The sequence below is a fragment of the Bacillus sp. UNCCL81 genome (assembly GCF_900112535.1).
GTDB lineage: Bacteria > Bacillota > Bacilli > Bacillales > Bacillaceae_G > Gottfriedia > Gottfriedia luciferensis_B.
This window is the reverse complement of sequence record NZ_FOMF01000004.1, coordinates 417,559-430,810: the sequence shown is the minus strand read 5'-3', so window position 1 is coordinate 430,810 and position 13,252 is coordinate 417,559. Positions and strand designations below refer to the sequence as shown.

The window sequence follows — 13,252 nt, the reverse complement described above, 5'->3', positions numbered from 1 at the left end:
CATAAGAAAAGATGAAGATCATTAGCTTTCATCCCCCTTCCCCAAAGACAACGCTTTAGGGTTTTTTGTTTAGATATTTATGGCCATTTACTATAAAAATTTTAAACAGTTTGGATAAAGATAAAAGGAATGGTCAAACTAAAAAAGCTTGTATGATTTTGTCTAAAGGAGTGGATGTTTGTGAAAAAGTTCATTTTAATATTTGTTTGTTTACTAGCTTTATTAATACCGGCACAAACTGAAACATTGGCAGCTCATAATGATATTCATCCTAGTTCGAACAAAAAGGGGATTACAATCATTTTACATAAAGTCTATATAAACGGTGAAGTGATTGAAGAAATTTATATTAATCAACACAAAACCCTGGGGCAAGTCAAAAAAGAATTTAAGGGTTGGAAAGTCATAGAAGAAAATGATGATCAAATCGTATTAATGAAAAAAATTAATGATCTTTCTCCTACTTTAAAATCCAAAGGTTATTTAGGAATAAATTCAAATGGAGTTTTGAATTTATATATTGGAGCGCCAAGTGGTAATAATATTATTGAATCTTTTTTTCAAATAGATACGAATAAATTAGAAGTAAATAAACAAAAGCAGCTTGAGAGAGGGATTAAAATTTCGACCAAAAATCATTACGATTATCTATTACATTACTTAAAAGAGTATGAAAGAATCGTAAATTGAAATTCGTATTTCGACTGTGGTCAATCGGTAACGACTAACTAAATATAAAAAATAATCCACAAAGATGATTTATTTTCCTTGTGGATTTTTTGTATTTTTATGGATCAAGTCATTTTTCCGATCGCGAACTTCCTTTTCCTGAGCTCTTTCCCATTCGTTTCGCAAAATTGAATAAACATACGTATCATGCGCTGTACTACCTTGTATTAAATACTCACGTAGTAGACCTTCATTCGTAAATCCTATTTTTTCAAGGAGTTTTTGGGAAGGGAGATTTTCTGGATAAACGATTGCTCCAATTCGATTTAGTTGAAGAATATCAAATCCATATGATAATAATGCTTTTAAAGCTTCTGTCGCAAAACCTTTTCTCCAATAGTCTGGGTGTAGCTCATAGCCAACTTCTGCCCTTTTGTTTCGTTCTTGGTAGGCTGTAAATCCACAGGTTCCAATTAATTTGTTTGTTTCATTATCAATCATTCCCCAACGGATGCCATTGCGCGTTTCATACATTTCTCTAAAATAGTGAATTACGTCCAATACTTCACTACTATTTTTTAGTGCATCTAGTCCATAATATTTGGTGACATCTTCTCTTGATAAAATATTGAACATTCGATTAAGATCAGTGACTTTGATTTCTCTTAAATAAAGTCTCTCTGTAGTTAGAACTGGAAACATGTTCAAATCGAATAGCCTCCCTATGTATTTTCTTAAGTATCGAGCTTTTAAAAATTTGCTATATTTTTTAGTCATTTTTATATGAACTTTTTAGTTAAATCATATGTATAAAATTTTTATTTTCGACAGCCGACTATTTTTCTCCTTCTTCTATCTATGGTACAATGGAATACATGTAAAAAGGGGAGAAAACCATGTACGAATACATAATTGGAAAGATAGAATGGGTTGGACCAGAATATATTGTAATTGATCATAATGGAATGGGCTATCAATTATTTACACCTAATCCGTATGTTTTTAGACCTTCAAACGAAATCTTAAAAGTTTATACTCATCATTATGTAAGAGAAGATGTTATGATGTTATATGGTTTTAAAACACTAGATGAACGTACTTTATTTCAAAAATTGTTAAGTGTGTCAGGAATCGGACCTAAAGGTGCCTTGGCAATTGTTGCGACTGGAGAGCCAAATCAAATTGTTCATGCGATAGAAGAAGAGGACGAGGCATTTTTAACAAAATTTCCTGGTGTTGGTAAAAAGACAGCAAGACAGATGATCCTTGATTTAAAAGGAAAACTTGAAAAAGTCTTTGGAGCAGTTCAAGTCGATTTATTTACTGACATAGATGCTATTGAAGAGAAAGAAAGTGCAGCATCTTCATTAGATGATGCAATTGAAGCTTTAAAAGCATTAGGCTATGCAGAAAAAGAAGTTAAAAAGATCGTACCATTATTAAAGAATGAAAAACTTTCAACTGATGAATATATTAAAAAAGCACTTCAATTACTTTTGCAAGCTAAGAGGTGATGAATATGGATGACCGAATTTTATCAAGTGAAAGTAGTGGCGAGGAATTTGATCAAGAACTTTCACTACGGCCTCAATCATTAAGGGAATATATAGGGCAAGATAAAGTTAAAAAGAATTTGCAAGTTTTTATTGAAGCTGCAAAAATGCGAAATGAGTCTCTAGATCATGTTTTATTATACGGTCCTCCTGGATTAGGTAAAACTACTTTAGCAGCGATTATTGCAAATGAACTAGGTGTTGGATTCAAAACGACTTCAGGTCCAGCAATTGAGCGTCCTGGAGATTTAGCAGCTATTTTGACTTCACTTCAACCAGGTGATGTATTATTTATCGATGAAATTCACCGACTGCCTCGAACAGTAGAAGAAGTACTTTATCCAGCAATGGAAGACTTTTTCTTTGACATTGTAATTGGCAAGGATGCAACTGCTAGGTCGGTAAGGATTGATTTGCCACCATTTACATTAATAGGTGCAACAACTAGAGCAGGACTTCTTTCTTCACCACTTAGAGATCGTTTTGGAGTATTAAATCGGTTAGAGTTTTATACAGTTGAACAGCTAGCATTGATCGTTAAAAGAACAGCAGAGTTATTTGGAATGGAAATTGAAAATGACGCTGCTTTAGAGGTAGCTAGAAGGTCTCGAGGCACACCTCGAATTGCAAACCGTTTATTACGAAGAGTTAGAGATTTTGCTCAAGTTCAAGGAAGTGGAATCATTACCTTTGAAATAGCAAAAGACTCTTTAATTCAAATGCAGGTAGATGAAGCAGGTCTAGACCATATCGATCATAAATTGTTATTAGCTATTATTGAGCGATTTAAGGGCGGTCCTGTTGGGGTTGATACGATTGCAGCTTCAATTGGCGAAGAGTCACAAACGATTGAAGATGTATATGAGCCATATTTACTTCAAATTGGATTTCTTCAGCGGACTCCTAGGGGACGAATTGTTACGGATTTAACATACAAACATTTTGGGTTGCAGGTGCCGGAGCAATGATTGATTTGTCAAAAATTTTAATTACGTTAGGAATTATCTTATTAGTTGTTGGATTGTTTATTCGATTTGTAGGGAAACTTCCAGGCGATATTTTTATAAAAAAAGGAAATGTATCGTTTTACTTTCCGATTGTAACATGTATTATCATAAGTATTTTACTTTCACTTATTTTTTCACTATTTGGGAGAAAATAAATGAGTACGAATATAAATAGAGTTTGGAAAAGGGGATTATGATAATCTTCCTTTCTCCATACTCCTGAAATTTATGAGGTGTATAGAAATGGATGTAAATTTATTTGATTTTGATTTACCTGAAGAATTGATTGCTCAGACGCCTTTGTTGGACCGAGAAGCATCGAGACTAATGGTATTACATAAAGAGTCTGGAAATGTAGAGCATAAACAGTTTCCTGATGTGTTAGATTATTTACAAGAGGGCGATTGTTTAGTTTTAAATGAAACAAAAGTCATGCCTGCTAGATTATTTGGTGTGAAAGAAGATACAGGTGCCCAAATTGAAGTATTATTACTTCAACAAGAAGAGCAGGATGTATGGGAAACATTAGTTAAGCCTGCTAAAAGAGTAAAAGAAGGTACAATCATTTTATTTGGAGATGGAAGATTAAAGGCAGAATGTGTAGGTTCTAGTGATCAAGGTGGAAGAAAATTAAAATTCCAATACGATGGGATATTTTATGAAATCTTAGACCAACTAGGTGAAATGCCGCTTCCCCCATATATTAAAGAAAAATTAGAAGATAAAGATCGTTATCAGACTGTATTCGCTAAAGAAATTGGTTCAGCGGCAGCACCAACGGCAGGTTTACATTTTACAAAAGAACTCTTAGCTAAAGTTCAAGAAAAAGGTGTAAAGTTAGCATTTATTACGTTACATGTAGGTTTAGGTACATTTAGACCGGTAAGTGTAGAATCTATTGAAGAACATGATATGCACTCGGAATACTACTATATGTCTGAAGAAACGGCTGAACTATTAAATGAAACGAAAGCAAACGGTGGTAAAATCATTACTGTTGGAACTACTTCTACTCGCACAGTTGAAACGATTGCTACAGCTAATAACGGTAAGTTTGAAGGGGCTAGTGGTTGGACGTCTATCTTCATTTTCCCAGGATATAAATTTATGGGAATTGACGGGATGATTACGAACTTCCATTTACCAAAATCAACTCTAATTATGCTAATTAGTGCCTTAGCTGGTAGAGAACCAGTTTTAGCTGCTTATAAAGAAGCAGTAGAACAAAAATATCGCTTTTTTAGCTTTGGCGATGCCATGTTAATACTTTAAGAATTGAAAGGAATCGAAAAATGACAGCAATTCGTTATGAACATATTAAAACTTGTAAGCAAACAGGTGCGAGATTAGGAATTGTCCATACTCCACATGGTTCATTTGAAACTCCCGCATTTATGCCTGTTGGAACTTTAGCCACTGTTAAAACAATGGCTCCTGAAGATTTAAAAGCAATGGGATCAGGTATTATTTTAAGTAATACTTACCATTTATGGTTAAGACCTGGTCATGAGATTATTAAAAAAGCTGGTGGCTTACATAAATTTATGAACTGGGATCGTGCAATCTTAACAGATTCAGGAGGATTCCAAGTATTTAGCTTAAGTCAATTCCGAAAAATAGAAGAAGAAGGCGTACACTTCAGAAATCACTTAAATGGCGATAAATTATTCCTTTCACCAGAAAAGGCGATGGAAATTCAAAATGCATTAGGTTCTGATATCATGATGGCGTTTGATGAGTGTCCACCATACCCTGCTGAGTATGATTATATGAAACGTTCAGTTGAGAGAACTAGCAGATGGGCAGAGCGTTGTTTAAATTCACACCAAAGACCAGAGGATCAAGGATTATTTGGTATTGTACAAGGTGGAGAATACGAAGACCTTCGTAAACAATCTGCAAAAGACTTAGTTTCTTTAGATTTCCCAGGCTATGCAATTGGTGGATTATCAGTTGGTGAACCAAAGGATGTAATGAATAGAGTTTTAGAGTTTACGACACCTTTCCTACCAACTGATAAACCAAGATATTTAATGGGAGTAGGTTCTCCTGACTCATTAATTGATGGCGCAATTCGAGGAGTGGATATGTTTGACTGTGTACTTCCAACGCGTATCGCTCGAAATGGTACATGTATGACTAGTGAAGGTCGATTAGTAATTAAGAATGCAAAATATGCAGAGGACTATTCTCCACTTGATCCTAATTGTGATTGTTATGCATGTAAAAACTATACAAGAGCATATATCCGTCATTTAATCCGATGTGAAGAGACGTTTGGAATGCGTTTGACTACTTACCATAACTTACATTTTCTGTTACAATTAATGGAACAAGTTCGCCAAGCAATCCGCGAAGACCGTTTAGGTGATTTCCGAGAAGAGTTTTTTGAACAATACGGTTTTAATAAGCCGAACGCTAGGAACTTCTAAAATTTACATATTGAAAGGAAGATTAAGATGGGTAATGGTTTAATGGGGATTTTACCTCTAATATTAATGTTCATAGTTTTCTACTTCTTACTAATCCGTCCACAACAAAAGCGTCAAAAGCAAACAGCTGCTATGCAAGCTGGAATTAGCAAAGGCGATATGGTTGTAACAATCGGTGGATTACATGGTTTAGTTGATGCTGTTAACGAAGAAAATAATACAATCACTTTAAAAACTGCTGATGGATCACGTATGGTATTTGAAAAAAACGCAATTCGTGAAACAAGAACACAAGCTTAATTTTTTATTAATTGTATCGTAAGAAACGCTAGTTCCATTTTGGAAACTAGCGTTTTATTTATTTTGTAAGAAATTTAAATTAAGTCTGTAGTGGAAAAACTCAAAAAAAGTTGATTATCAGTCTGATTATTTATTATAAGATTTATTACTCGCAGCATTCACTCCAAAAATTGACCCTAACATACAAACACCTAAGAAAATACCATGATACATTATTTGTTCCTGTGAAAAAGTTCGGTCATAGCCAAGAAACTGTACAAAAAATACAAAAATAGAATACGCTCCACTCGTTAATAATCCTAGAATCCAACCTTTTTCTTTCCCTTTAGCTCCTGTAACAAAACCACCAATTAACATTACGATAAATGATAGGATAAGAGTTGTCGTTGTAACACTTGCTTCTGTAAGAGAAGTTAGTTTAAGTAATAATGATAAAATCAAACTAATTGACAATACTAATAATAGAATAGTTAAAAAGCCAAAAGAGACAGCTACAGCTGTTTTTTTCATTCATATTCCCCCTTGTACACTCTTTTAATACAAGCATATTCATGAGATGAATTTTTAGAATACTTATAGAGCAATTACAAATAGTAAAATTATGAACAAAATTCTACTATTATTTTCTTTATGGAAAATTAGTTGTATTTGGACTCATATTTACAGGTTTTAAGCGCTAGCTAAAGAACATGTTTTTTAAAATCAACAAGTTTTGGATGTGAGGGTAAGTAAAATGGAATTAGGTTCTATGACGGTTCGTACCATTTTAATTTATTTAATTATTGCATTTTTCTTTCGGTTAATGGGTAAGAGAGAAATAGGAGAGTTAAGTTTATTAGATTTAGTCGTCTATATATTATTAACTGAAATAGCAGCCATCGGAATTGAAACCCACAATGAACCGATTATAAAAGTGATTTATCCAATGTTTTTAATTGTTGTTATCCAAATAATTTTTTCCTTAATTTCGCTAAAAAGTGTTAAATTTAGAAAAATATTAGATGGACATCCTGTATTAATCATTAGTAAAGGTAAAGTTTTAGAAAAAGAGATGAAAAAACAGAGATATACGTTTGACGACTTATTACTCCAACTTAGAGAGAAGGATATAGGAGACGTACGAGATGTTGATTATGCACTACTAGAGCCTACAGGGAAATTATCAATATTCAAAAAGGAAATAAACGGTGATATAAATTATAGTTCACTCACATTTCCATTAATATTAGATGGCATCGTACAAGAAGATAATTTAAATCAGTATCATAAAGATAAACAATGGTTACTAGAACAGTTAAAAAAACATGGTTATGATGAATTTAAACAAGTATCATATTGCAGCTTACGAGGCGGAGAAATATTTTTTGATAAAAAAGACGAATAATGCAGGAGTAAGAGATAACTGTATCCTGAAGTGGAAAATAACATTAAATATTGTGGTCAGAGTGTTGAAATACTTTAGAGTCAATATGAAAAGTATGAACACTATGTTCCATGGTACATAAGGTTTCTGATTCTCATTGATAAAATAGTTTTTTTACGTTTTTAATTAAATTAATGTTATTTCGCTAAAAAAAAATTATTTAAACCTTTTTTCTACTAAAATAGTCTATAAGGGCATTACCTATAAATAATTATTCTTATTATTTTAAGAGTAATTTTTAAACTTGAAGAGTTGATTGGAACGAAGGGATGCTCGACTCCTATGGGAGATGCAGGAAGGGTGAGACCCCGCAGGAACGAGGAGGCTCAGCTCATGCCCCATGGAAAGCGAGCAACCCGTAGTGGAAATCAACAAGACATTACATATTTAATTGACAACTTTTTTTCAACAACAACAAAACCACAAAGTACATTAATTACTTTGTGGTTTTGTTATGATCTATTCTATTATCAATCATCTTGTAATCAGCTTTTTAAAGAATGGGATTCGGATGATCTCATCTTTCTTAACTAGGTTAAATAATAAAATTAATAAGATATACATCAATGTAACAACAGAAATACTTACTAAGGTTTGTACTAATAAAGAAGATGAAAAAACTACATATTCTTTGATGAACTTTCCGACATAAATACAAATACCTAAAATGATTAAACAATAAACATAATCTTTAACAAAAATCGAAAAGTTAATGGCCTTTAATACAGTGAAATAGTGAAGAACTGTTATTGTTACAATACTAATATTCATAGCTAAGGCAACACCGTTAATACCGAACTTTGGATTTGTAGCTAGTAATAAAATACTAGCGATTTTAACGACTGAACCGACAAAGCTATTAATCATAGCTGAATTTGCCAGATTAAGTGCCTGCAATACAGCTTGTAGTGGTCCTTGGAAATAGTAAAAAATAAAGCAAGGTGCTAAAAGTAATATAAAATTCGTAGCTTGGTCACTTTTGTACATTAGTGTTAAAATCGGTGAAGCAAATACGTATAAAATGACAACGGACCAACCACCAGCAATCATTGAGTAACGTAGTGCTTGCTGCAATCTTCTTTCAACAGTTACACGATCCTTTTTGGCCATTGCTTCACTAATCGCTGGCACAAGTGAAGTAGATAATGCATAAGTAATAAACGCTGGTAAAAGTAATAGAGGTAAAGCGTATCCTGCAAGTAATCCATATTGTTTAGTTGCAACAGCTGCACTTACACCTGCAATCGCTAAACTTTGTGAGACAACGATTGGTTCTAAAAACATTGATATTGAACCAATTAAACGACTTCCAGTTGTTGGTAATGCAATACTTAGTAGGTCACTAAGTGTTTTTCTTCCATCTTTAATATTGTTCTTAAATCCTGAAATGAACTTTGCATTTTTTTCTTTCTTAAATACATACAGCATATAAATTAATGAAGCTAATTCTCCTAATACAGAAGAGATAATGGCGCCACTAGCGGCAAATTCAACGCCATATGGTAAAAAAGTTTTAGTACAAACTGCAACTAGTACTATACGAACAACTTGTTCAATAACTTGGGAAAAGGAGGAAGGTCGCATATTCTGTACGCCTTGAAAATATCCTCGTAAAACTGATGAGATTGCTATAATTGGAACAACAGGAGCGATGGCAATTAGTGGGTACATAGTCCTTGCATCCGTTAATAAGTTTTTCGCAATGAAAGGGGATAAAAAAATCATTGCTGTTGTAAAAATAATACTTAATATGCCAGTTATTGACATTGAAACAGCTAAAATCTTTTTTATCCGATCTTGTCTATTTTGAGCAACTGCTTCTGCAATTAATTTTGAGATGGCAATTGGGAGGCCGAGCTGTGTAAGCGTCATGACCAAAAATAGTGTCGGGACTGCCATCATAAATAATCCTACGCCCTCTTCACCCATAATTCTTGCTACAACAATTCGATTAAAAAATCCTAATATTCTTGTGATAAGCCCTGCAATAAGTAAAAAAAACGTTCCTCTTAAAAACGTTTGCTTTGTCATTACTTTTACCACCTTCTCAAACAGCCTAGAATGATTTACAATTATATATATGCTAGAAATGTAGGCAAGCATGACAAGTTAGTTCAACATCTAGGAAATGAATGTGAAGGTCTAAAATCATTTTTCTAAAAATACAGAAAATTAGGGGGGAAGAGTATGTCGACTTTTCATCAACAAGCTGCAGAATTTAAACCTAAGCTACAGGTGGTAATTGAAAGTAAACTGGATGAATTTAGAATGCTTGGATTCGATACTGTCAGTGAGGATGATTTATGGGAATGCCTCGAAAGAACCTTATGGCGAAAGAAAGAGGATGAACCAAAGCTTTTTCAACTGGTAGAAGACATACTCTCATTAACTGTAAACGATTATATGAATTACATTCGAATCGAAGCATTTAAATCACCTACTTGGCAGTTTGGAGAGTCAGTTTAACCATTAATTGACAATAAAAAAATTGCATTTGTATAATATAAGAATGAAAACATACCATTTTCGTACTAGAACTTGAACTAGTTAGAGGAGGAAATTCACAACATGGTGAAGCGTAACAGAATTGTTGCCTTCTTCTTAATTATTGCTGTATTAGCAGCAGTAATCGGCACAACTGTATTTGGTACCGCGAAAAATATTAAGCTTGGTCTGGATTTACAGGGCGGGTTTGAGGTGCTTTACAAAGTTAAGCCGATTAAGAAAGGCGACAAAATTAACAAAAATGTTTTAGTAAGTACAGCGAAAGCTCTTGAAAAACGTGTAAACGTATTAGGAGTAAGTGAACCTAACATTCAAATCGAAGGGAAAGATCGTATTCGTGTACAATTAGCTGGTGTAAAAGATCAAGCTAAAGCACGTGATATTCTTTCTACTGAAGCGAACTTAACAATTCGTGACGTAAATGATAAGGTTCTAATGACTGGGGCGGATTTAAAAGAAGGCGCTTCAAAGCAAACATTTGACCAAATGGGTAAACCTAGTGTATCAATCACATTTAAGGATGCTTCTAAGGTTAAAGATGTTACAAGTAAAGTATTAAAAATGGGTGCTCCAAATAATATGATGGTTATTTGGTTAGATTTCAAAGAAGGACAAGACTCTTTCAAAAAGGAATCTGCAAAAGCAAAACCTAAATTCTTATCTGCAGCTAGTGTAAATCAAGTATTTACCGACGATTCGCTTTCTATTGTTGGTTCTACATTTACAGTTGAAAGTGCAAAAGAACTTTCAGATTTATTAAATGCAGGGGCTCTTCCAGTACACCTTGAAGAAATGTATTCAACATCAATCGGTGCAAAATTTGGTACAGATGCTCTGCATGAAACAATTTTTGCTGGAATTATTGGTGTATCAGTTATTTTCTTATTTATGCTTTATTTCTATCGCTTACCAGGTTTAATCGCAAGCATCATGTTAATGGCTTATACTTACGTAACATTACTTGTATTTGACGGCATGAATGCGGTATTAACACTTCCAGGTATTGCGGCATTAATCCTTGGTGTTGGTATTGCGGTTGATAACAATATTATTACGTTTGAGAGATTGAAGGACGAGCTTAAACTAGGAAAATCAGTAGCATCTGCTTATCGTGCAGGTAATCAGCGTTCATTTGGAACGATCTTTGATGCTAATATTACAACTTTACTTGCTGCTGTCGTATTGTTCTCATTCGGTACAAGCTCAGTAAAAGGTTTTGCAACAAGTTTAATTGTTAGTATTTTAGTAAGCTTTTTAACTGCAGTATTCGGTACTCGTTTATTACTTTCTTTATTAGTTCAAAGTCGTTACTTAAATAATAAGAAAACATGGTTTGGTATTAAACAAAGTGAAATTCTTGGTTTAAATCATAACTTAGCACATCCTCCTACAAAATATGATAAAGTCGATTTTGTAAGCGTTGGTCGAAAATTTGTTTATTTTTCAATCGTTACAGTAGTTGTAGGGGTTATTATACTTTCTATTTTCCGATTGAATTTAGGAATTGATTTTGCAAGTGGTACACGTGTAACATTTGAATCAAAATCAGCAGTTACAAAACAAGTTGTTAATGATGAAATTTCAAAAATGAACTTGAAGCCTGAAAGTATTACTGTTTCTACAAATGATGCAAAAACAGGTTCAATCGTATTTAAAGGAGTATTAACAAAAGATCAGATTAATGATTTGAAAAAGGATTTTACAGCTAAATTTGGGGTAGAACCAAACGTAAGTACTGTTGATCCAGTTGTTGGTAGAGAATTAGCAGCTAATGCCATTAAAGCATTAATTATCGCATCAGCAGGTATTATTCTTTACGTATCATTACGTTTCCAATTCTCATATGCAATTGCTTCAGTAATTGCCCTACTACATGATGCATTCTTCATTGTTGTAGTATTTAGTATCTTTAGATTAGAAGTAGATATCACATTCATCGCAGCGGTTCTAACGATTGTTGGTTATTCGATTAATGACTCGATCGTTACATTTGACCGAGTTCGTGAAAATATGAAGCTTAAGAAGAAAATTCGTTCTAGAGAAGAATTGAAACAGGTTGTTAACGAATCAATTCGTCAAACTTTAGGTCGATCTGTTAAAACAGTTCTTACTGTACTATTAGCAGTACTTGCATTGCTTTTATTCGGAAGTCATGCAATTCTTAACTTCTCACTTGCATTATTAATAGGTTTAGTTGTTGGAACATATTCTTCAATCTTTATCGCTTCACAAATTTGGTTATTTATTAAAGGTCGCCAACTTGATAAAAACCAAGTAATCGATGTTGAAGAAGCTAAATAAATTTAAAAGAGTATAAGCTCATGCTTATACTCTTTTTTGTATTAAATTCATTATGATTTGAAGATACTAATATAATGTGTTAATAATGATAAGTGTATTTTTTACAGTTAGAAAAAGGGAAGTAGGTAAAGTATATGGAACAGGAAGAGCGTTATAAGGAAGCCAAGAAAGGGGCTTATATCGGAATATATGGAAATTTACTTCTAGCAATTGTTAAAGCAATTATCGGATATATTGGAAATAGTAAAGCTTTAATGGCCGATGCAGTACATTCAGCGTCAGATGTGGTCGGTTCGATAGCGGTTTTATTTGGTTTAAGAGCTGCAAAAATGCCACCGGACGAGGACCATCCTTATGGCCATGGTAAAGCTGAATCAATCGCTGCTATTATTGTTGCCGTACTTTTATTTATCGTTGGAATTGAAATAACTAAATCATCTATAACCGCGTTTTTTAAGCCAGTTCATCCACCAGAGTTAATTGCTTTATTAGCAGCTTTTATATCTATCTTTTTAAAAGAATGGATGTTTCGCTATAAATATGCTTTAGGGAAAAGGTTAAATAGTGACGCAATCATCGCTAATGCATATGAACATCGCTCTGATGTATACTCATCTGCTGCAGCTATGGTTGGTATTGGTATTGCAATTCTTGGTACTAAATTTAATATGCCAGTACTTTTATATGCAGACCCTGCGGCTGGGCTTATTGTAGCAATTATGATTTTAAAAATGGCGTGGGATATTGGAGCAGAATCAATACATACAACAATGGATCATGTACTTCATGAAGAAGATATTGAACCATATAAAGAAGTAGTTAGGAATGTAGAAGGAGTTAAAGAGATAAATTCTCTCTATGCAAGAGAACACGGCTATTACGTCATCATCGATATAAAAGTCTCAGTAGATCCATATATAACCGTTGAAGAAGGACATAAGATTGGTAAAAATGTTAAAGCAAAGTTGATGGAACAAAAAGATGTGGAAAATGTTTTTGTCCATATTAATCCATATAATGATAAAAATAACTCTTTCATCCAATAAGTTTACTTTAGTATAA

At 33.4% G+C, this 13,252-nt stretch carries 14 protein-coding genes; 11 read left to right on the top strand and 3 right to left on the bottom strand.

What is annotated here, in order from left to right; all coding sequences use genetic code 11:
* Positions 1-180 precede the first annotated feature (180 nt).
* The gene (locus BM319_RS11525; protein WP_175495599.1) at positions 181-690 is read left to right on the top strand and encodes a BofC C-terminal domain-containing protein; all 510 of its coding nucleotides are present in this window, start codon (positions 181-183) and stop codon (positions 688-690) included.
* Positions 691-759: 69 nt separating this feature from the next.
* On the opposite strand, the gene BM319_RS11520 is transcribed toward BM319_RS11525, so the two are convergent.
* Complete coding sequence (locus BM319_RS11520; protein ID WP_091022855.1) at positions 760-1,371, bottom strand: GNAT family N-acetyltransferase; 612 nt, start codon at positions 1,369-1,371, stop codon at positions 760-762.
* Positions 1,372-1,565: 194 nt separating this feature from the next.
* On the opposite strand from BM319_RS11520, the gene ruvA reads away from it, so the two are divergent.
* The 6 genes from ruvA (at position 1,566) to yajC (ending at position 5,961) form a co-directional block, all read left to right on the top strand.
* The gene (gene ruvA / locus BM319_RS11515) at positions 1,566-2,183 is read left to right on the top strand and encodes a Holliday junction branch migration protein RuvA (protein WP_091022719.1); all 618 of its coding nucleotides are present in this window, start codon (positions 1,566-1,568) and stop codon (positions 2,181-2,183) included.
* A gap of 5 nt (positions 2,184-2,188) precedes the next feature.
* Positions 2,189-3,190, top strand: coding sequence for a Holliday junction branch migration DNA helicase RuvB (ruvB, locus tag BM319_RS11510; protein WP_069035164.1), 1,002 nt, complete (start codon positions 2,189-2,191; stop codon positions 3,188-3,190).
* Complete coding sequence (locus BM319_RS11505; protein WP_056472616.1) at positions 3,187-3,384, top strand: DUF2905 domain-containing protein; 198 nt, start codon at positions 3,187-3,189, stop codon at positions 3,382-3,384. The genes ruvB and BM319_RS11505 overlap by 4 nt, the downstream gene beginning before the upstream one ends.
* Before the next feature lie 88 nt (positions 3,385-3,472).
* Positions 3,473-4,501, top strand: coding sequence for a tRNA preQ1(34) S-adenosylmethionine ribosyltransferase-isomerase QueA (gene queA / locus BM319_RS11500; protein WP_069035163.1), 1,029 nt, complete (start codon positions 3,473-3,475; stop codon positions 4,499-4,501).
* Between the two features lie 20 nt (positions 4,502-4,521).
* Positions 4,522-5,661 carry a tRNA guanosine(34) transglycosylase Tgt gene (gene tgt / locus BM319_RS11495; protein ID WP_069035162.1) on the top strand — a complete coding sequence of 380 codons (1,140 nt, stop codon included), beginning with the start codon at positions 4,522-4,524 and terminating at the stop codon, positions 5,659-5,661.
* A 27-nt stretch (positions 5,662-5,688) separates the two neighbouring features.
* The gene (gene yajC / locus BM319_RS11490) at positions 5,689-5,961 is read left to right on the top strand and encodes a preprotein translocase subunit YajC (RefSeq protein WP_254664636.1); all 273 of its coding nucleotides are present in this window, start codon (positions 5,689-5,691) and stop codon (positions 5,959-5,961) included.
* Positions 5,962-6,087: 126 nt separating this feature from the next.
* Here the strand turns inward: yajC and BM319_RS11485 are convergent, their stop codons facing one another.
* On the bottom strand, positions 6,088-6,471 hold the full coding sequence (locus BM319_RS11485) for a TIGR04086 family membrane protein (RefSeq protein WP_069035161.1): 384 nt from the start codon (positions 6,469-6,471) through the stop codon (positions 6,088-6,090).
* A gap of 223 nt (positions 6,472-6,694) precedes the next feature.
* On the opposite strand from BM319_RS11485, the gene BM319_RS11480 reads away from it, so the two are divergent.
* Entirely contained in the window at positions 6,695-7,345 is a 651-nt protein-coding gene (locus tag BM319_RS11480) for a DUF421 domain-containing protein (RefSeq protein WP_069035160.1), read from the top strand.
* A 513-nt stretch (positions 7,346-7,858) separates the two neighbouring features.
* On the opposite strand, the gene spoVB is transcribed toward BM319_RS11480, so the two are convergent.
* A complete protein-coding gene (spoVB, locus tag BM319_RS11475) occupies positions 7,859-9,415 on the bottom strand; it encodes a stage V sporulation protein B (protein WP_069035159.1) in 1,557 nt (518 codons plus the stop codon).
* Positions 9,416-9,571: 156 nt separating this feature from the next.
* Between spoVB and BM319_RS11470 the strand changes: the two genes are divergently transcribed.
* The 3 genes from BM319_RS11470 to BM319_RS11460 all read left to right on the top strand — a co-directional run bounded on the left by BM319_RS11470 (position 9,572) and on the right by BM319_RS11460 (position 13,236).
* Positions 9,572-9,850, top strand: coding sequence for a post-transcriptional regulator (locus BM319_RS11470; protein ID WP_069035158.1), 279 nt, complete (start codon positions 9,572-9,574; stop codon positions 9,848-9,850).
* A 102-nt stretch (positions 9,851-9,952) separates the two neighbouring features.
* Positions 9,953-12,190, top strand: coding sequence for a protein translocase subunit SecDF (gene secDF / locus BM319_RS11465; protein ID WP_091022717.1), 2,238 nt, complete (start codon positions 9,953-9,955; stop codon positions 12,188-12,190).
* 134 nt (positions 12,191-12,324) lie between these two features.
* Positions 12,325-13,236, top strand: a complete 912-nt coding sequence (locus BM319_RS11460) for a cation diffusion facilitator family transporter (RefSeq protein WP_069035156.1) — start codon at positions 12,325-12,327, stop codon at positions 13,234-13,236.
* The last annotated feature ends 16 nt before the right edge of the window (positions 13,237-13,252 follow it).